The 19,099-nt window shown below is 67.9% G+C and carries 15 protein-coding genes; 8 read left to right on the forward strand and 7 right to left on the reverse strand.

What is annotated here, in order from left to right:
* The first annotated feature begins 29 nt into the window (after positions 1–29).
* Together ACIBI9_RS62020 and ACIBI9_RS62025 are read left to right on the forward strand one after the other, a co-directional pair.
* Positions 30–1,781 (forward strand): ABC transporter ATP-binding protein, encoded by a 1,752-nt coding sequence (locus tag ACIBI9_RS62020; RefSeq protein ID WP_397237546.1) that lies wholly within the window; start codon positions 30–32, stop codon positions 1,779–1,781.
* Positions 1,778–3,553 carry an ABC transporter ATP-binding protein gene (locus ACIBI9_RS62025; RefSeq protein ID WP_397237548.1) on the forward strand — a complete coding sequence of 592 codons (1,776 nt, stop codon included), beginning with the start codon at positions 1,778–1,780 and terminating at the stop codon, positions 3,551–3,553. The genes ACIBI9_RS62020 and ACIBI9_RS62025 overlap by 4 nt, the downstream gene beginning before the upstream one ends.
* A gap of 49 nt (positions 3,554–3,602) precedes the next feature.
* On the opposite strand, the gene ACIBI9_RS62030 is transcribed toward ACIBI9_RS62025, so the two are convergent.
* Entirely contained in the window at positions 3,603–4,523 is a 921-nt protein-coding gene (locus tag ACIBI9_RS62030; RefSeq protein WP_397237550.1) for an aKG-HExxH-type peptide beta-hydroxylase, read from the reverse strand.
* 52 nt (positions 4,524–4,575) lie between these two features.
* Here ACIBI9_RS62030 and ACIBI9_RS62035 point away from each other — a divergent pair, with 52 nt between their 5' ends.
* Genes ACIBI9_RS62035 through ACIBI9_RS62045 form a run of 3 tightly spaced genes read left to right on the forward strand, consistent with a single transcriptional unit; the run spans position 4,576 to position 7,906 of the window.
* The gene (locus ACIBI9_RS62035) at positions 4,576–5,250 is read left to right on the forward strand and encodes a PIG-L deacetylase family protein (RefSeq protein WP_397237552.1); all 675 of its coding nucleotides are present in this window, start codon (positions 4,576–4,578) and stop codon (positions 5,248–5,250) included.
* On the forward strand, positions 5,247–6,584 hold the full coding sequence (locus ACIBI9_RS62040; RefSeq protein WP_397237553.1) for a protoporphyrinogen/coproporphyrinogen oxidase: 1,338 nt from the start codon (positions 5,247–5,249) through the stop codon (positions 6,582–6,584). The genes ACIBI9_RS62035 and ACIBI9_RS62040 overlap by 4 nt, the downstream gene beginning before the upstream one ends.
* Positions 6,585–6,601: 17 nt before the next feature.
* Entirely contained in the window at positions 6,602–7,906 is a 1,305-nt protein-coding gene (locus ACIBI9_RS62045; protein ID WP_397237554.1) for a phosphotransferase family protein, read from the forward strand.
* Between the two features lies 1 nt (position 7,907).
* On the opposite strand, the gene ACIBI9_RS62050 is transcribed toward ACIBI9_RS62045, so the two are convergent.
* The gene (locus ACIBI9_RS62050; protein ID WP_397237556.1) at positions 7,908–8,918 is read right to left on the reverse strand and encodes a methyltransferase; all 1,011 of its coding nucleotides are present in this window, start codon (positions 8,916–8,918) and stop codon (positions 7,908–7,910) included.
* Between the two features lie 105 nt (positions 8,919–9,023).
* Between ACIBI9_RS62050 and ACIBI9_RS62055 the strand changes: the two genes are divergently transcribed.
* Positions 9,024–10,763 carry a carbamoyltransferase gene (locus ACIBI9_RS62055; RefSeq protein ID WP_397237558.1) on the forward strand — a complete coding sequence of 580 codons (1,740 nt, stop codon included), beginning with the start codon at positions 9,024–9,026 and terminating at the stop codon, positions 10,761–10,763.
* A gap of 102 nt (positions 10,764–10,865) precedes the next feature.
* Here the strand turns inward: ACIBI9_RS62055 and ACIBI9_RS62060 are convergent, their stop codons facing one another.
* Genes ACIBI9_RS62060 through ACIBI9_RS62070 form a run of 3 tightly spaced genes read right to left on the reverse strand, consistent with a single transcriptional unit; the run spans position 10,866 to position 13,548 of the window.
* Positions 10,866–11,525 carry a dTMP kinase gene (locus tag ACIBI9_RS62060; RefSeq protein WP_397237560.1) on the reverse strand — a complete coding sequence of 220 codons (660 nt, stop codon included), beginning with the start codon at positions 11,523–11,525 and terminating at the stop codon, positions 10,866–10,868.
* Positions 11,506–12,402: a hypothetical protein gene (locus ACIBI9_RS62065; protein ID WP_397237562.1), complete on the reverse strand. Its 897-nt coding sequence runs from the start codon at positions 12,400–12,402 to the stop codon at positions 11,506–11,508. The genes ACIBI9_RS62060 and ACIBI9_RS62065 overlap by 20 nt, the downstream gene beginning before the upstream one ends.
* A gap of 9 nt (positions 12,403–12,411) precedes the next feature.
* Positions 12,412–13,548: a nucleotidyltransferase family protein gene (locus ACIBI9_RS62070; RefSeq protein WP_397237564.1), complete on the reverse strand. Its 1,137-nt coding sequence runs from the start codon at positions 13,546–13,548 to the stop codon at positions 12,412–12,414.
* A gap of 144 nt (positions 13,549–13,692) precedes the next feature.
* Here ACIBI9_RS62070 and ACIBI9_RS62075 point away from each other — a divergent pair, with 144 nt between their 5' ends.
* Positions 13,693–14,559, forward strand: a complete 867-nt coding sequence (locus ACIBI9_RS62075) for an isocitrate lyase/phosphoenolpyruvate mutase family protein (protein WP_397237566.1) — start codon at positions 13,693–13,695, stop codon at positions 14,557–14,559.
* On the forward strand, positions 14,556–15,485 hold the full coding sequence (locus ACIBI9_RS62080; protein ID WP_397237568.1) for an NAD(P)-dependent oxidoreductase: 930 nt from the start codon (positions 14,556–14,558) through the stop codon (positions 15,483–15,485). Before ACIBI9_RS62075 ends, ACIBI9_RS62080 begins: the two co-directional genes overlap by 4 nt.
* Here the strand turns inward: ACIBI9_RS62080 and ACIBI9_RS62085 are convergent.
* Together ACIBI9_RS62085 and ACIBI9_RS62090 are read right to left on the reverse strand one after the other, a co-directional pair.
* Complete coding sequence (locus ACIBI9_RS62085) at positions 15,465–16,349, reverse strand: glycosyltransferase (RefSeq protein ID WP_397237570.1); 885 nt, start codon at positions 16,347–16,349, stop codon at positions 15,465–15,467. The genes ACIBI9_RS62080 and ACIBI9_RS62085 overlap by 21 nt on opposite strands.
* A gap of 651 nt (positions 16,350–17,000) precedes the next feature.
* Entirely contained in the window at positions 17,001–18,401 is a 1,401-nt protein-coding gene (locus ACIBI9_RS62090; protein WP_397237572.1) for an IS256 family transposase, read from the reverse strand.
* Positions 18,402–19,099 lie beyond the last annotated feature (698 nt).

Below are 19,099 nucleotides of genomic sequence, written 5' to 3' on the forward strand. Positions count from 1 at the left end.
TCCTGTTGTTCCAAGGGCGGCCGAGTGGCTTGGCCGGATTGTTCGGCTCGTACCTGGCCAACGCGGTCGCGAGTCCCCTGGTCGCGTTGGCCGCGGGCTGGCTCGTCCGCGAGGCGTCCCGGGTGCTGGCCGGCGAAACGGATGGCTCCGCGGTCATCCTGCCGCTGTTCGCGCTGATTGTCATGTTCGTGATGGAGGAGCTGTCCGACTCGGTGGCGAGCCTCGCTGCCGCCAACATGGCCGGCAGGATCGACGGCCTGGTCCGCCGCAGGGTGCGGGCCATCGTGTTGTCGCCGCGCGGGATCGCGCACCTGGAGGACCCCGGATACCAGGACGACGTGCAGCGGGCATCGGACATCGGCAGCACCCGCGGTCGCACTGGCTCACCTGGCCTCGCCGCGGTCGGCCAGGCCATCATCACCTTCCGGATGGTCGGCGCGATGTTCGGTGCCGGGCTCATCTGCACCTTCAACGTGCCGCTCGGCATCGGCCTGTTCGTGCTGTGCCTGATCAGCCGATCCATCGTGCGGCGCCAGTGGACCTACCTGTCACTGGTGGACCAGTCCCGCAGCGCCGAGGGGCGCCGGGTCCAATACTTGTCCGACGCCATGAGCGATGGCGCCTTCGCCAAAGAGGTGCGCATGTTCGGCATCGGCGGATGGCTGGCCGAGCGGCGCCAACGGGTGATGGCCGCGTGGCTCGACTCCTACGCGCGTCCGCGTTCTGCGGTGATGCGCCGCCAGCGTCTGATCATCGCCATCGCGTTCATCTGCGCCGGTCTCGCGCTGGGCGTGCCCGGCCTGGCCGCCGCGCGTGGCGAGATATCCCAGGACACGCTGACCACGTGCCTGATGGCAGCGTGGTCGCTGTTCCTGATCAGCGGTATGGGCCGGGAAGCCTTCGACATCGAGTTCGGGATCGGCGCCGTCAACGCCCTGAACCGCTTGGAGACCGACCGGGCTCCGGTCGCGGCTTCCGGCCGCGATCTGGCATTCACCGGCACGCCCGCGATCCGCTTCGAGAACGTGACGTTCAGCTACCCGAACGCGACGCGGCCGACTCTCGATGATCTGTGCCTGACGATCGAGCCGGGGGAGAGGGTGGCCCTCGTGGGCCGCAACGGCGCGGGCAAGACCACACTCACCAAGCTGCTGGCAGGGCTCTACAAGCCGACCTCGGGCCGGATCACGATCGACGGGGTCGACCTTGCAGAGCTGGACATCGACCAGTGGCGCCGGCGGATGACCGTAGTGTTCCAGGACTTCGTACGGTACCCGGGCTCGGCCGCCGACAACGTGGCGTTGTCTGCTCCGGAGGCACTGGACGACGTGACCGGCATCCGGGCGGCGATCCGCGACGCCGCGGCCGAGGATCTGATCGAGCAACTGCCGGACGGCCTCGACACGATGATGTGGCGTGGTGGCTCGGACGGGCGGGAGGCATCGGGCGGCCAGTGGCAGAAACTGGCCATCGCCCGTGCGTTGTTCGCCAACGCTCACGGCCGCAGCGTCCTGGTGTTCGACGAGCCGACCGCGCATCTGGACGTGGAGGTCGAGACGGAGTTCTTCAGCCGGGTGACGGCCGTGGTCCGGGATGCCTCCGTGCTGCTCATCTCGCACCGGATGTCGACCATCCGCGACGCCGACCGGATCGTCGTGCTGGCGGACGGCCGGATCGTGGAGTCGGGGAGCCACGATTCGCTGCTGGCCGCCGGTGGTGAGTACGCCGAGATGTTCGCCCTGCAGGCGGCCCGCTTCGAGACGGTCGAGGTGACGACGTGAGCCGCCGCCTGCGGACCGTCGCCGACATCATGGCACTGACCGTGCGCGTGGACCCGAAGGGCTCGGCCATCGTGTTCGCCTGGATCGTCGTGCAGGCGATCGGCGTCGCGGCGCTGGCCCTGAGCCAGAAGCAGGTGGTGGACCACGCCGGCCTCTCGCCCAGCTGGGGCCTGCTGGTGGTGGTGGCGATGGGCGGGGCCGCGTACGCAGTCAAGGCGGCCGGTGGCCGCGTCCAGTACAACCTGCGCGTCGGCGTGGCAGAGAAGGTCGACCTCCGGCTCTCCCAGGAGATCCTTCAGCGGACCAGCGCGGTTCCGACGATCACGCACCTTGAGCAACCCGGTTACCTCGACCGCCTGCGCATCCTGCGGAAAGGCACGTTCACCCTGGCCTCGTCGTGCTGGTCGGTAGCCGAAACCTGCTCGACCACCGTCAGCCTGGCGCTGAGCATCTGGCTGCTGGCCAGCGTCCAGCCCATGCTCGGCCTGCTGGCACTGCTCGGCGTACCACCGCTGATCTTCGCGCGGAAAGGGCAGAACCTCTTCCGCGGCGCGGTCAACGCCACGGCCGAGCTGAGCCGGCACGAGGAGGCTCTGCACTACCTGTGTGTCGACCCGAGGCCGGCCAAGGAGATCCGAGTCTCGGGCAGCGCAGCGGAGATCGATCGGCGGGCCGACGAGAGGTGGAACGAGGTGATCCGGATCCAGACGCTGGCCCGGCTGAAGGGCACGCTGTGGATGCTTCTCGGCTGGGTTTGCTACGGGGCCGGCTTCGCGGTCGCCGTGTGGCTCATCGCCCAGGCCGCGGCCGAGGGGTCGGCCTCCCTCGGCGACGTGGTACTCGTGGTCGTGCTGGCCAGCCGGCTGCGCAACCAGCTCTCCAGCACTGTGCTCAGCGCCAACGACGTCGCGGCGGCCGGCAACATCGTCGACCAGTACCAGTGGCTCCGGGCCTACTCCGATCAGTTCGTCGACGAGGGCGCCGCCCCGCCGGACCGCCTGACCAAGGGGATCAGCCTGGATCGGGTGACGTTCGCGTATCCGGGCACTGACCGGTACGTGATCGAGAACCTGAGCCTGGACATGCCGGCCGGGGCGATGATCGGCCTGGTCGGGGTGAACGGTGCCGGCAAGAGCACGCTGGTCAAGCTGCTCACAGGCCTGTATCGGCCGACCTCCGGCGAAGTCACGGTGGACGGCCGGCCGCTGCTTGAGATCCGTCCCGCCGCCTGGCAGGCCCGGCTGTCCGGCTCCCACCAGGATTTCGTGAAGTTCGAGTTCACGGTCCGCGAGACGGTGGGAGTCGGGGACACCAGGCGGATCGACGACGCCGGCCACATCGGCCGGGCGGTGGACGCGGCGGCCGCGCGGAGCATCGTCGACGGGCTGCCAGACGGACTCGAAACGCAGCTCGGGCCGGCGTTCGGCGGCGTCGACCTGTCGCACGGTCAGTGGCAGAAGCTGGCCCTGGCTCGCGGGATGATGCGTGAGGACCCGCTGCTGCTGGTGCTGGACGAGCCGACGGCCGCGCTCGATCCGCACGCCGAGCACGCCATGTTCGAACAGTTCACCGCGTTGGCCCGCGAGGCCGGCGCGCGCCACGGCACCATCGCAGTGCTGGTGTCGCACCGCTTCTCGACGTTGCACATGGTCGATCACATCGTCGTGCTCGAGGAAGGCGCGATCAGTGAGCAGGGCACGCACCAGGAGCTGATGGCAGCGAACGGCCGATACGCGCGGCTGTACCGGGCGCAGGCCATGTCCTACCGCTGACAAGGGTGCCGACCGACCCCCGGCCCGCAGGGCGGGGGCATCGAGGCACTCATTCCACGGACAGCGCGATGTCGAGCTGGCTCAGCACCATGTTGCGGGTGTCGCCATCGGGCATCATGGCGATGGCCGACTCGACACTCGCGCGGTGCCTGTCGATGATGCGCTTCTCGGCGGAGATCCGGCGCACATGCCGATCGGCCACGTCCCGGCTCTCGCCGGCCGCAGACAAGTACCGCACCACGGTCGAGAACGCGAACGCGGCGTGGATGATCCCCTTGGGCGGCCGGTCGGCGTCCTTCCACGGAGAGTAGATGAGAGGCCCGGCCGGGACGTTGATGCCCTGAGCGTCGAAGCACTCGTTGAGCCACGTGTGCGCGGCCTCGTGCACCATCGACTCGCCGACCTCGACCGGGTCGGACGACCATTCGATCCCCATGGTGGCGGGCAGGAAGCTCAAGGTGAAGCTCACCGGAGAGGCGTACTCGGCACGGGCTCCCAGATCGATGATCACGCCCGTGGCTCGCTCGATCAGCGGACCGAACCCGGCCGCCCGGACCGCCTTCAGAGCACCGGCGAGATCGAAGCCGGCCTGGTCTGTCGCGGTGGCCGATGGCGGCACCACGTGAACCGGGTCACTCATGCCCGTCATGGAGAACGAGGAACAATCAGCCGCCGTCACGGTGCGGATGCGATCGGCCGGCACGGTGCCGGCCTCGTCGAGCAGGCGACCCGCCGCCTTGACCAGGTCGGAGCGCTCGTCCTTCGCGGCTGCCTGCAGTGTCAGCAGCATGTGGTGGAGCAGCGCATACCGGGGCGCGGCAGCGGGCTCGGCGATGTCCGGCGCGTCACCCAGGAGTGGGCGGGCGGCGGTGAGGATGCGGTCAGCGGTCGCCACCCGGTGGTCGGCGACCGTCGGCCACATGCGGAGCATTTCCGCGCAGGCCAGGTCGGTCGGACTCTCGGTACCCATGGCCGGATTGTAAGGTACCGAACAGCGGCACCGCCGTCCTATGATCGCGTGAATGAGTCCACGGAGAGTGCTCGTGATCGCCCCGCACCCCGACGACGAAGTGCTGGGAGCGGGGGCGACGATGTGCAAACTGGCCGAGGCGGGGGCCGAGGTCTCGGTGGTCATCGTGTCGCGAGCGCAGCCTCCGCGCTTCCCGGCGGAACTCGGCCGGGCCGGCGTCGACGAGGCGCGCAAGGCACATGATCTGCTGGGCGTGGCGAACACGACGGTGCTCGATTTCCCGATTGCCGAGCTCGACCAGGTATCCCACGCCGACATGAACGCCCAGCTCCTGGACGTGTTCAGCGAACGCCGTCCCGACGTGGTGTTCCTGCCGTTCGGCCACGACCTGTTCCTGGACCATCAGCGGGTGTCGTTGTCCGCGCTGGTGTGCGCCCGGCCGATCGGAGCGGCGCCACCAGCCGGTGTCTACGGCTACGAGACCTTGTCGCAGTCGAACTGGAACGCGCCGTGGACGCCGCGTTTCAGCCCGACCGCGTTCGTCGACGTCGCGGCGGAGCTCGATCGCAAGGTGGCCGCGATGGAATGCTTCGCGTCCCAGATCCGGCCGTTCCCGCACGAGCGGTCCTCCGAGGCCATCCGCGCGCTGGCCACGCTGCGCGGGGCCCAGTTCGGCTGCCACGCGGCCGAGGCTTTCGTCACGATCAGGCAGCGGATGCTCGGGTGAGCGGGGAGGTCGAGGACGTCGGCGTCGTGGTGCTCGGCGGCGGCGTGGCAGGCCTGACCGTGGGGGCGGAGCTCGGCCGGCACAGCATGGTGCTGGAGCGGGAAGCCCGGCCAGGTGGCCTGGTCCGGACCGAGAACTTCGACGGCTACTGGTTCGACCACGTGCTCCATCTGCTGCACCTGCCGGACAGGGAGATCGAGCAGGTGGTCCGGGCGTTGCTCGGCGACGTTCTGGAACGGTGCCCGCCGCGGGCGCTGATCGACATCGCCGGCCACGCCGTCCGGTACCCGTTCCAGCTCAACCTCGGTGATCTGCCGCCCGAATTACGCGACCGGTGTCTCGCCGACTTCGCCGCGCTGGGCGCTGAGGCGCCCGTCCGCCACTACGGCGAACAGCTGCTCGCCATGTTCGGCGCGTCCATGTGCGAGCTCTTCTACTTCCCGTACAACCGGAAGCAGTGGCGACGGCCGCTCGACGAGCTGGCCACCACCGGATTCCAATGGAACCTGCAGCGCCCCAGCCTCGACGAGATCGTCCGGGGCTCCGTGAAGACCGGCCCGCGGACCGAACCGTATAACAAGAACGGCTGGTACCCACGCCCTCTCGCGGACGCGCCGGTCCGAGGCATGGAAGTGCTGAGCCGGGCACTGGCCGCCAGGGTCGGCCATCTGCGGACGGGACACACCGTGACGGAGGTGGACACGGCGGCCCGTACGGTCCGGGCACGGCACGCCGGTGGCGTCAGCACTGTCCGGTACCGGGCATGCGTATCCACCCTGCCGCTTCCGGTCGTCGTCGAGCTGGTCCCGCAGATCCCGGCCGGTCTCCGAGCCGCCTGCCGGCGGCTTCCATCGACCCGGGTACGGTCGGTCGCCCTGTCGGTCCGCGGCCGCCGACCGGCGCACCGCACGTTGTGGCACTACTATCCGGACCCGGCGACGCCGTTCACCCGGCTCGTGTACATGCACAACTTCGACCCGGCGAGCGCGCCGGAGAACGGATGGGGCCTGCTGGCCGAAGTCCCCGAACGCGCCGATGAGGCACCGGCCGACGACTCCGCCCTGACGGCGGAGGTCGCGGCGGCGGCCCGCCGGGTCGGCGCGCTGGCCCCGGCGGACGAGATCATCGACTCGAACGTCATCACGGCCGATCCCGCCTACGTGGTGTTCACTGAGGAGGCCCGGTGCACAGTGGCCTCCGCGCGGGCCGCGCTGGACCGGGCAGGTGTCGTCGTGCTCGGACGGTACGGGCGGTGGGAGTATTCGTCGATCGCGCAGGTCATGACCGACGCGCGCGTCCTTTCTCGTGAACTCCGCCGATCCTTGGAGGATTGATCATGTCGCCTGAGTCCGTGGAAGCCGTGCTGGTGATCGTCGGCCAGGACGGGGCCGTGTTGTGCGACGTGGCCGGTGGTGGTCCGGTGCTGCCGCGGATGCGGTTCAACGGCAGGTGGCCGCCGATGGACAGCGAGCTGACCGATCGAGTCCGTCGGGAGCTCGGGGTGACGACCGTGGTGTTGGAGCCGTTGGACTTCACGACCGTGGTGCTGCATGCGCATGGGTCGAGGCTGGTCTCCGCCGATGGGTTCGCGTGGCTCGGCCCGGAGGCGGTGAGTGGACAGAGCGTGGTGCTGGACAGGTGGGTGGCGAGGTCCCGGTCACCGGCTTCGGACTGGTTTCGGCCTGGCTGGTTCGAGCGGGCCGAGTGCTACATCGACGGGGAGCTCAAGGCGGCCGGCCGCGTGCGGCTCTCCCCGAGCCGCCAGGTCAAGCACTGGAGCATGTCCGCCGTGCTGTGTACACCGACTGACCAGGGCGACCTCTATCTGAAGGCGGTGCTGCCGAGGTTGGCTCGTGAGCCGGACATCACTCGGTATCTGGCGTCCTTGGGGGTCGCGCCGTTCGCTGTCATCACGGCGGTGTCGCCGGGTGACCGCTGGTGGCTGGCTGAGGACTTCGGTGGTGTTGACGGCTGGGCGGTGTCCGTGGAGCGGCGTCGCGCGTGCCTGGCCCAGCTGGTTATGGTGCAGAAGGAGACCATTGACCGTGGCGAGGAGCTGATCGCCGCGGGGTGTATGCCGCTCACCCCGGCTGCGCTGGCCGACGGAGTGCGGTCGATCATGGCGCGTGACGACATCTGGCGGGCGCCCAGGCTTGCGAAGAATCTGGGCCGAGCGTTGAGCGGTGAAGAGGCCGATCGGCTGGAGGCATTGACGCCGTATCTGGTCGAATGCGCCGAGCGTTTGGAGGAGGCGGGCATCCCGGAGACGGTCGTGCACCGCGATTTCCACCCGGGCAACGTGGCCGTGTGTGGCGACGAGATCCTGCTGCACGACTGGAGTTTCGCCACCGTGACGAATCCGTTGTTCGATCTGGCCTCATGGTTGCATGACGTGTCAGAGCCGGATGCCGCGTCCTATCTCGACGCTTGTTTCGCCGCCTGGGCCGACACCGTTGATCCAGAGCGGATGCGGGACGCGTGGCGGGTGGCCAAGCCGCTTGCCGCGATGGTGGAGATGATGAAGCTGATCGAGCTGGCCGACATCGTGGGTCCGGACCACGACTTCAACTGGCTGCCGATGACCTACGGCTGGAGCCGGCGGCTGTTGAACGCGGCCGCCGACCCCGGCCTGGCCATCAATGGCTGGCGGAAGTAGCTCAACGGCCGCACTCGAGGACCACTCGGGGCCCGGCGCGGAAGGTGCGCCGGATGATGAGCCCGATCTGTGCGAGGAGATCGGACCACTGGTCGTAGGTGCGCTCCTTGCCGCCCCAGACAACGAGCATGTGCATGTCGAGCGCGCCCGATCGGGACGCTGCGCCGTCGTGGCCGGGAACGCCCTCGACCACCAGAAGACGCGTCTCGTCCCCGATGTGCGGGGCGATCACCTTCAGGAGCTCCAGGGCGCGTTGGTCGGGCCAGTCGTGTGCCACGTTGACCAGGGTGTAGACGTCACCGCCCGCGGGCACGCCGGCGAAGAAGTCGCCGCCCTCGACAACGCACCGGTCGGCCACCCCGTCCAACACCTCGGCGGCGTCGGCCACCACACTGGGCTGGTCGTACAAGTGGCCGGTCATGCTGGGATGCCGCACCAGCAGCTCCCGCAGCAGGCCGCCGTTGCCGCCGCCGACGTCCACGACCCGCTCAGAGCCGGTCCACGGGTAGCTCTCCGCCAGTGCCCGGCCGATCCGTCGGCTGGCGCTGCGCATCCGCGCGTTGAACCGCCTGCCCTCCTCGGCGTGCTCGTCGAAGTAGCTCCACCGGTCCGTCCCGTAGACGTGTTCAAAAGCCGACAGTCCGGTCCGGAGGCTGTACATGACCTCGCTCCACGCCCGGATGTCGCACTCGTGCAGCGAGGCGGTCTCCCGGGCCGAACACGGATGGTCCGAGCGCAACAGCGCCGACATGGGCGTGTGAGCGAACGTGTCGTCCGGCCCGGCGGCGAAGATGCCCTGGCCGGCCAGCACCTGCAGTGCCCGCCGCAGCGCGTCCTCGTCGGCGCCGACCGCCGCCGCGATGGCCCGGACCGGCAGCGGCCCATCCGCCAGCCGGTCGGCGACCCCTAGGTCCGAAACAGCCCGCAGGGTCAGCGGCGTGACATAGTCGGCTTTTTCCCACAGGGCGGCCAAGTTCCGTTCGGTCTCCGCTGCCTCGCCGATACTGGTCATTCGGCCTCCTCCTCGAAATTCTCTAGGTCGCTACGAAATTCTTCCTTATTCTGTGCGTTGTGCGCTGCAGTGCCGACAGCCCACTTCCTCTGTTAGCGTACGTGGGTGGCGACCTATCTTGGCATTTCGGAAGGACATTTCGACCCCGCGGTCGCGATCGTGCGCGATGGTGTGCTTCTCGCATTTGTGGAGGAGGAACGCCTGTTACGGTACAAGCACGCGCCTGGCCTTTACCCGGTGCGCGCGCTGAAATGGGCGCTGGACGAGGCCGGCGTAAAACTGGACGAGATCGACGCGGTGGCGGTGCCCTGGGACATCGACGCCTTCGGCGATGGCCGGATCGCCGACTTCTACGCAGGCTTGGCCGCCCGCCACGACCAGGGCGAGGCGACCCGGCGGTGGCAGGCGACCAAGTTGCGAGACTTCTCGGCGGACGCCACGGAGGGCCGCCACCACCAGGTTTGGCGGCGATATTTCGGCATCTCCGCTCCGCCACCGATTCGCGGTGTGGCCCACCATTACGCCCATGTGGTGCAGGCCGGTCTCCAATCGCCGTACGAAGAGAGCATCGTATTGACGATCGATGGGAGCGGAGACACCGAATGCACCGTGATATGGCTGCGCCGCGGATCGGAGCTCGAACAGCTTCATCAGATCACCATGCCCGACTCGCTGGGCTGGTTCTACGCGGCGATCACCGAGTTTCTCGGCTTCCACGCCTACGGCGAGGAATACAAAGTGATGGGGCTGGCCGCTTATGGCACCGCACGGCCTGATCTGAACGAGCGGGTCAGCCGGATGCTGTCCAGGACGGATGGCCGTCCGGAATACCGCCTGGACCCGGCGTACATCCACAATGGCCGGCACTCGACGTCCGGGCGATTCACCGACCAGCTGACCGAGCTGTTCGGAAGGGACCCCCGGCAGCCGGACGCACCCATGACCCAATGGCACATGGATCTCGCCTACACCGCCCAGCGGTCGTTGGAGGACACTGTGTGTCGGCTGGTCGGCTGGGCGATCGAGAAGACCGGCGTCATCAACGTGAGCCTGGGCGGCGGGGTGGCGCACAACGTGAAGCTGAGCCTCGCACTGTCCGATCGCACCAGAGCCGAGCGGGTGTTCGCCCATCCACTGTGCGGCGATTCCGGAGCCGCTGCTGGGGCGGCGCTGGCCCTGTCACGTGCTGACGGATACGACCCGGAGCCGCTGACCACGGTCGCGCTCGGGCCGCACTGGTCGGATGAGGAGGTCGAGCGCGAGCTCGGCCGGTTCGGCTGCCGGTATCGGATACCCGCCGACCTGCCGGGCGAGGTCGCCGGGGCCCTGGCCGACGGGGCGGTGGTCGGCTGGGCGCAGGGACGGTTGGAGGCGGGACACCGCGCCCTCGGCCAGCGCAGCATTCTGGCCGATCCCCGCCGGGTCGAGGCGCGCGATCGGGTCAACTCCGCGATCAAGATGCGGGAGAACTGGCGACCGTTCTGCCCGGCGATGCCGGCCGGCGACGCCCATCGATACCTGGTCGGGGACAGCGACTACCGATTCATGACGGCGACCTGCCGCGCCACTGATGCGCTGAGCAGGCTGGCGCCGGCGGTGGTGCACGTGGACGGGACCGTCCGGCCACAGGTGGTCGACCGCGAGCTTCAGGGGTTGTTTCACGAGTTGCTCACGCGGTTCGGCGAGCGCACTGGTGTTCCGGTGCTGCTGAACACGTCCTTCAACCTCGCCGGCGAGCCGATCGTGTCCAGCGTGGCCGACGCGGTCCGCACGTTCTGGTCGAGCGGGCTGGACCTGTTGGTCGTCGGCCGATGCGTGGTAGACAAGCGGGACATGGCCGGATGACTTGCCGGAGCCGCCGAGGAGATCCCGCGTGGCGCCGGTCGCGTGGAGCGACCATCTCGGTGCGGTGACCGCCGGCACGTCGTGCGAGGTGCCGTCTGGCAATCATCCATCATTCTCTTCTGATTCGGCGAAACGCTCGCGGACGAGTCGCAGCGCCTCATCACACACGGCGGCCAGGGGCCGACTGCAGTCGATCCGCGCCGAGGGGGCGAGCGGCGCGGCGCTGTCGAAGATGACGTTCTGGAACAACTCGTAGTTGCGGCGGAGCTTGTCGAGCCGTTCCCACGGGTGGATGTCGTCGGGCCGCCGACTGGCCGCCAGCCGGCGCAGGCTGACCTCGGGCGGTGCGTCGAGGAACAGCACGAGGTCGGGGCGGCGTATCGGTGCGGCGAGGTAGCGCGGATAGCTGACCTCGACCGGGATCCCCCATGTCGTCGACGCGTAGACGACATCGCTGTGCACGTACCTGTCGCACACGACGCTCCGGTGAACCAGGTGCGGCCCGAGCAGCCGGTCGGTCAGCGCGGTCTTCTCGTCAAGGTAGGCCTGGAGGATCTCTTCGGGTGGGTGTGGCCAGCCGAGGAAGCGCGCTTCCACGATGACCCGCGTCGACTCAGCCGCCATCCAGGAGGCGCCCTGGATGGACAACACCTCATGACCACTGTCCATCAGGTGCCGGAAGAGATGTTTGCGGACGGTGGTCTTGCCGCTGCCGTCCACCCCCTCCAGCACCACAAAGAGGTTATGACTGCCCGATGCCATATCCGCTCGCATACTTGTCGTACTGGGTGGCCCCGGGCACCGACACGTTGACGAACTCGAACATGGTGAGTTCGATGACGCCACGCAGCCCTTCAAACACGATGCGGTGGGACAGCAGACGTGACTCGGCCTCGTCGAGGCATGCTTCAGTCCAGTTCCGGTCAGAGCCAGAAAGCGTGGCTGCCCGTGCCGCACGCAGCACACGTGCAGTGATCGCGTCAGCCAGCAGTTCCGCCGCGACCCGGTTGGCCGCTTCTTCCGCGCGTTGCGCGTCGCTGGCCAGTTCAGCGTAAAAGGAGTGCAGCAGCTGGAAGGCGGCGGCCACGGCCAGCTGGGCGGCCAGGTCCACCGCGTTGACCGGCCACCGCACCACGCCGCACCCGTTGTCGGCGTGCCAGCCGACGGCGGCCGGTACCGGATCCGGATACAGCACCACCACGTCGAGGGCGGCTGATCTCAGCGGCCCGAGGCCGGCCAAGACCAAGATCTCCTCGGCTGACGCCAGCTCGGGCAGCGCTGGATTCGGATCCACCTTGGCGAAGTCCGGCAACATCAGCTCACCCGAGCGGGCGCACCAGTCGATCACCGGGGACGCGACCACGGAGCGATGCCGGAACGCGCCGAGCGCGTCCACGGCCGCGGCAAGGCTCCGGCTCGATCGGCCGGGATGCAGTGCCTGTAACAGCAGCCCTCGCCGGTACGGGCCGTTGATCACCAACGGCCGCCCGAGCAGCTCAGCCGCCCGGGTCTCACGCTCCACCAGGCGGCCGTGCAGCCGCTTGTGCCCGACCAGGAACCACCGGTGGACGTTCATGCCGTCGGCCAGTGCCTGCCAGCCGTCGGCGAGCGTCGGTTTCTGGTACCGTTCCGGCTCCATCGACGGGGCCTACACGGAGGGAGAGATCCCGGACAGCGCGGCTCGGGCCCGGTCCGCGATGCGGCTGGTCGGCTGGCGCCGGGATACTCGGCCGGCCTTGATGTCGGCGATGAACTCGACCGTGTGCTGATGCTCAGGTAGCTGGTCGAGCGCGAGCTGGTGCCGGCTCGGGTGGAAGGCTCGCTCGCGGACCGACAGCGGCCAGCGCCGGATGGGCTCGTCGGTGTCGACAGACTCCGGCAGCGCGTAGAGGTCACCGAACGGTGCCACGGCGTCGATCACCACTCGCAGCGGTGACCAGTTGGCCGGCAGGCTGCCGCGGAGCTGCTCGTGCACCCACAGCCCGAGCGCGGTCTCGGCCTCCAGACCGACATCAACCGCGGTCTCCCAGAGGCGGAGCGGATCCACGCCGCCCGCTGCTTCCCAGATCACCTCGATGTCGATCGCGCGTACGAGCTGCAAGTCCGACTCCCACAGCGCGTAGTTCCAGCTGGAGGCGTGTTCGTGCGCATTGAGCAGCAGCTCGATGATGTGCAGTTCGGGCGTGGGCAGGAGGCATTCGACGGTGCCGACCTTTCCCGTCGACACATGACACTCCCACCCCTTGGGCATCTCCCAGACGTGCATCGAGGTGAGACCGGCGCCGGTGAACGAGGGCCCGATGTCTCGCTGCATGTCGTAGGCCATGTCCGAGCGGCGGTCGTATCCGGACTCGCGGAGCAGGTTGAGTAGCATGTCGAGCTTGTCAGCCGCGATGATCAGGTCGAAATCGCCCATCACCCGATGCTCTTTGGACTGGTACATCGTGCCGAGCAGGGCGCCCTTGACCACCAGGCACTGTGCGATCAGCTTGGGGTCACGCTCGGCGAGCTCGACGAGTCCGGCGTAGTGCGCCTCCCAGACGGCCTCTGACAGGCCACCGCTGCGCGACAACACGGTCTGGAGGAACGGCGGAAACATGGAGCGCCACCCGAGCACATCGGCGGCGTCGTAGGCGAGCGCGCCCACATGGTGCGAATAGAGGTGGAACAAGAACGTCTCGTCGAAGCACGCGGGCGGGGTCGGGCTCAGCTCGTGCCAGCGACGGGCGGTTTCGGCTGAGTCGGCGTGGATAGCAAGGACCAGATCGCGCACGTCTGTAGCCATCGTACAGTCCCCTTGGTCGGCGATACGAAGGTGTCTTGATCTCGGCGGCATCGACACCATAGCCATGGACTACTTGACCGTGCAGCCCCCGGCGACGAACGATTCATGCCCTAGCGAATACGCGAGTACGATGACGGGGTTATCTTGGCTGTCGAAAAATCCATCGCACATCGACTGCGCGCCAGCCTGAACGACCGTGGCCAGACCCGGCCGCTGCGGGCCATCGGCGCGCCCAACGCGATCGCCGCTCGCGCGGCCGCCGATGCAGGCTGTGATGCCCTTTGGGTCAGCGGCTTGGAAGTATCCACCGCGGCCGGCCTGCCGGACGCGAACCTGGTGTCGGTTCGGGATCTCACCGGTGTGGTCGCCGCACTGGACGCGGTGTCGGATCGGCCGATCATCGTCGATGTGGACAATGCGGCGGGCTCCTTCGACGGCGCCCGCCGGTACGCCCGTGAGCTCTGGCGATCGGGCGCGGCCGCGCTGTGCATCGAGGACAGCGCCTACCCGAAGTGCAACAGCTTCAGCAGCGGTCGCCGGCAGGGGCTGGCTGATCTCACTCTGATCTGCGACCAGATCCGTGAGATCCGCCAGACCGTCGGCGACGACCTCGTGTTGATAGGGCGGACGGAGGGCCTGATCTGCGACGCCGGATTCCCCGAGACCCTCAAGCGCGCCGAATGTATGGTCGACGCGGGCGCCGACGCGGTGCTCGTGCACTCGAAGGACACCACTGGTACCGAGGCGCTGCGCGTCGCGGCCGAGTGGGCGCTCGACACGCCCCTGGTCACGGTACCGACCGCGTTCCTGCATCTGGGCTGGGCAGGGCTCGGAGCCGCCGGCTTCCGGCTCTGCATCTACGCCAACCACCTCACCCGCTCGGCCGCCTGGGCGATGCGGCGCACCGCGATCGACTTGATGTCCAACGGGCAGATCAGTCGCCCCGAGGAGCTCTTGTCAGTCAACGACCTGCTGCGAATGACCGATCCCAGCAATGGCGCCGACCTATGAACGGCAATCGCCGGCCGGTGGTTCTGGTCCTGCAGGGTGCCGCCGACGCGATTCGGGCACCCTCCGCTCATCATGATGTGGTGATCGCGGACGATCTCGAGGGGGTACCGTCCGAGACCGCTGACCGAGTGGTCGCCATCGTGATGCGCTCCGGGGTACGACTGGGGTCGGCCGAACTCGATCGGATGCCCGCGCTGGCTCGCGTCGTCCGGGCAGGATCCGGTACCGACAACGTTGACCTCGAGCAGTTGTCCCGGCGCGGTGTCGTGTTCCACCGCAACGCCGAGGCCAGCGTCGAGGCTGTCGGTGAGTGGGCGTTGATGGCCACCTTGGTGCTGGTCCGACGCGCGGCCGCCGGCCTCATCGGCATCCAGCACGGACAACACCTCAAGGCGTCGGGAATGGGCCGTCCGCTGGCCGACCATCGGCTGGCCATCTGGGGCCACGGGCCGGTGGGCGCGGCGGTGTGGAAGGTGATGGCGCCGTTCGTCGCGGATGTTCGGTTCGCCGCGTGGCCGTCGTTGCCGGATGGCGTGCCACGTCAGCTACCCGACGAGCTCAACCGCTGGGCCGACATCCACGTCGCAGCGTTGCCACACCGCGCAGGAACGGCGGCCGCCTTTGGGCCGGACTGGCTGGCTACGGTGGCTGATCGCCGGCCGCACCTGGTCTGCGTGGGCCGGCTGGAAACGCTCGACTTGTCGGCCGTGCTGGCCGCACTGGCCGACGACCGGCTGGCCGGCCTCGCGATCGATCCGGTGGAGCACTCGGACGTGCCGACGTTGCGCGACGCGATGAGTGAGCCGGTGAACCTGTTCGTGTCGCCGCATCTCGGCGCGCAGCGCCTCGACGTGCGGATGAAGCTGGATGCCTGGGTCACAGAACGCCTCGCCGACCTGCCGCACCTACCGGCCGTCGGTCAGTAAGCCGTGCAGCCGGCCGATCTGCTTGCCCAGCCGCCAGGCGAACTCGGCGCGCGGCTCCGGGCGCGCCGACAGCGCGAGTGCCCGAATGACTTTCAGCCACTGCCGGAGGTGGCGGCTCCAAGGTGTCCAGGGAACGCCGAAGGCGGCATACCGCCGACGCAGCCGGATACCGTCCCGGCCGTTCGCGATGCCCTGGCGGAACAGACTTGTCAACGTGTTGCGCAGACGAACGTACTCAATCGCCCCCGGTACAACATGGAGCGGCTCCCCGGTGGTGAGCTGCACTCTCCAGCACAGGTCCGCGTCATGGAGCCACGGGATCGTCTCGTCGAACCCGCCGACGGCGAGGAAAACCTCCTTGCGCACGCCCAGGCAGCCGCCGCCGGCGTGCGGCAGAAACTTGAACATATGTTGCGTCTCCGTCGTGCGTGGGCGGGGATTGCTCGTCAAGATGGCCGGGGAATTGAGCCGTTCGAAATCGAGTGCGGCGCAGACAAGGCCGTGATGGCGTAGCGCTACGGCCATCCGCTGCAGGTATGTCTCGTTCACGCTGTCGTCGGCGTCCAGGAAAAGCAGGTGCTCAGCCGCCGCCATGCGGGCGCCTGCGTTCCGGGCCGCCGCGGCGCCGCGCCGCGTTACGTCGCGCACGATGCGCAGCGCCGGTAGAAGAGACTCGTATCGGCGGATCACCTCAATTGTGTCGTCAGTCGACCCGTCGTCCGCGATCACCAGTTCCCAGTCCACTTCGCACTCCTGGGCGACGAGCGCGGACAGTTGACTGTCGATCACCTTGGCCGCGTTGCGGCAGGGGATGATCACCGATATCTCCGGTTGCGTCCCTTGCGGTCGAACACTCTCCATCATGAACTGAAGCTATATCGCCGCAGGAGTTTCCCGCATTCCCGGTTGCGGGTCCGGCATTTCAAGGTTGCCTTACCAGAAGTGGTACGTCAAAGGGAAGAATGGCGTGCACGTGGGCATCAAGCTGATCCGCTCCACCGTCAGGCAGGCTCGAGGGAAAGGCAATAGTTCTTGGTCGAATTCGGCGACGCCCACAGCCGCAGGTGGACAGCTCGAGCGAAGTGAGTTTCGGGGACAGCTTGTCTTGCGCAAGGCCCATCCCGACCGGTGATGGCCTACCCGGCTTGCTCGATAGCGCCCGCGCCCGCCACCTGCAGGGAGCGGACAACTATCGCGCCGTTCGTCTCGGGATGGCCAGCAGCAAAGACGCGCCGCTGCTTCAGGAATTACGACTGCGCAACTGCGAAAACGACGCAGTTGTACAGTCGTCAGGGGACTGGAACGGCAACGGTGGCCGGGCGATGTTCCTGGAAACTGAGCCGCCGTACATCCACCGAGCTAGGAGGAGTGGATGAGCGGAGACAAGAGGGCGAGCGGGACTGGTGCGGTCGATGCTCATTGTAGTGATCGGTGTACTCGGTCAACACCGACCGAGATGGTCGCGTCCTCGGAGCGGTGTAAAAGGCTCAACGAGGTAGGTGCCGTGAGTTGATCTTAGGCGGCCTGGGTGGCAAGTGCCAAGGCGCTGGCTTCAGGGGTCGACGGGTGAAGCTGAGCAGGTGGCTGGAGCAGGGCGCGGCGCAGGTCGTGCAGGGTGCGCAGGCCCTTGCTGGTGGTGGTGAATCCGCGCCAGCCGCGGGCGGCGCGGTCCAGCACGGCCCAGACCAGCGACACGCATGAGGTTTCGCCGGGGAAGCGGCCGATGACCTTGACCCGGCGGCGGGTCTCGCCGAAGGTCCGCTCGATGAAGTTGGAGTGGCGGATGCGCTTGTGGTGCTCGGTCGGGAAGCGCAGGTAGGTGGTCAGCGACGCCCGGTCGGTCAGCAGGCTCTTGACCGCGGCCGGGTAGCGTCCGCCCCAGGTATCGGCGAAGGCGTCGATGCGCCGCTGAACCCACTCCACCAACTCCTGGCCTGGAGTGATGTCCTCGCGCAAGCCGCTGGTGTCGAAGATGTCCCAGAAGGCGGCTTTGACCTCGCCCTGATCGCCGGCCCCGACCTTCGACAGCACGTTACGAGATTTGTGGATCACACAGCGCTGGCGCAGCGAGCGGGGAAAGACCTGCTCAGCGGCGCTGATGAGGCCTGGTGCGCCATCGGAGACGATCAGCAGAGGTGGGTGCAGGCCCCGGCCTGCCAGGTCGGTCAGGAAGTCGTGCCATGCATCGGTCGACTCGGCTCCGGCGGCGGCCAGGCCAATGAAGATCGGCTTGCCGTCAACCGTGATGCCCCAGGCGGCCAGGACCGGCTCGGCGCGCTGCCCGTCGTGCATCTTGAAGTGCGAGGCGTCCAGGAACAGGTGGTCCAGCTCGATGGTCGACAGGTCGCGGCGGCACCAGGCGTCGTACTCGGCCACGATGGCCTGGCAGATGGTGGAGACGGTTGACTTGGACAGCGCTGCCTCTGGCCCGAGTGCGTCGGCCAGGGCGCCTTCGACATCGCGCACCGATAGGCCGCGGACGAAGGAGGCGATGACCAGGGTCTCCAGCGCGTGGGTACGGGTGACGCCGGTGCCGAACAGGCGGGAGGCGAAGGCCTCGGTGGTGCCGCGTAGCTTGGGGCGGGCGATGGTGACCGCTCCGGTGGTGGTCTTGATGGTGGTGGGGCAGTGGCCGTTGCGGTGGCCGGCCCGAATCACGGCCTGTTCATCGTCGGCTGCGATGGTGGCGGCGCGTTGGTAGCGGGCGCGGCCCAGGAAGGCGTCTACCTCAGCTTCGACGGCGGTCTGGATGATCAGGCGGGCACCGAGGCGGGCAACTTCCTCGATGACCTCGACCAGGTCACGGTTCCTGGGCGAACAGGGCGTCGATCTCGGCGCGGATGGCCTGGATGGGCGGTAGTGTGCGTGCCACGAGCGTAGGTCCTTGCGTAGTGCGAACTTTGGTCGGTTCAGCACGGCAACCTACGCTCGTTCACTTTTACACCGCATCTCGGACGCGACCGACCGAGAGATGTCGTTCATCGTAGATCAGCATGCGGTCGGTGCACTCAGCCCGCACGGTGCGCACCCACCGCTCGGTGTAGCAGTTGGCCCACGGCGTGCGCGGCGGGTCTGCACCACCGTCATACCCTCGCTGGCGAAACCTCGTCGAAAACAGCAGTGAACTTGGTGTCCCGGTCGCGGATGAGAAAGCGGAAGGAATTGATCCGGTTGCCGAGGCCCCGGTGGTCTGGAATAGGAATTGCCTTGGAGAGCCGAACGCAATGATCACGTAAGGCGTGTACGTGCCCGGTGCGTGCTCGCGCACCCTGACACATCCCGTCATGACTCGACACCGCCGGACACGCAAAGTGCGCTCAGGTGGCACGGATAATCATCAAACGGCACGGCTCGGCACTGACTTCTAATCCGACGGTCGCAGGTTCGAATCCTGCAGGGCGCGCTTTGATCATGGTCTGACTTGCGGTTATGCGGGATCGGATGCGTTGTAGGATATTCGTCTAGCGGTTGCGTCCTCCGTGCGTGCTCGCGCGCACCAACCCCGCACACACCATGATCCATTCACCATCTCCAGCTGCTGCGGCAAGAGCAGCGGCCCCGCCTCGCCGCGAGCAGGCGGCGAATGCGGGGCCGGATGCTTAATCCGACTGTTC

The sequence above is a fragment of the Nonomuraea sp. NPDC050451 genome, assembly GCF_044458585.1.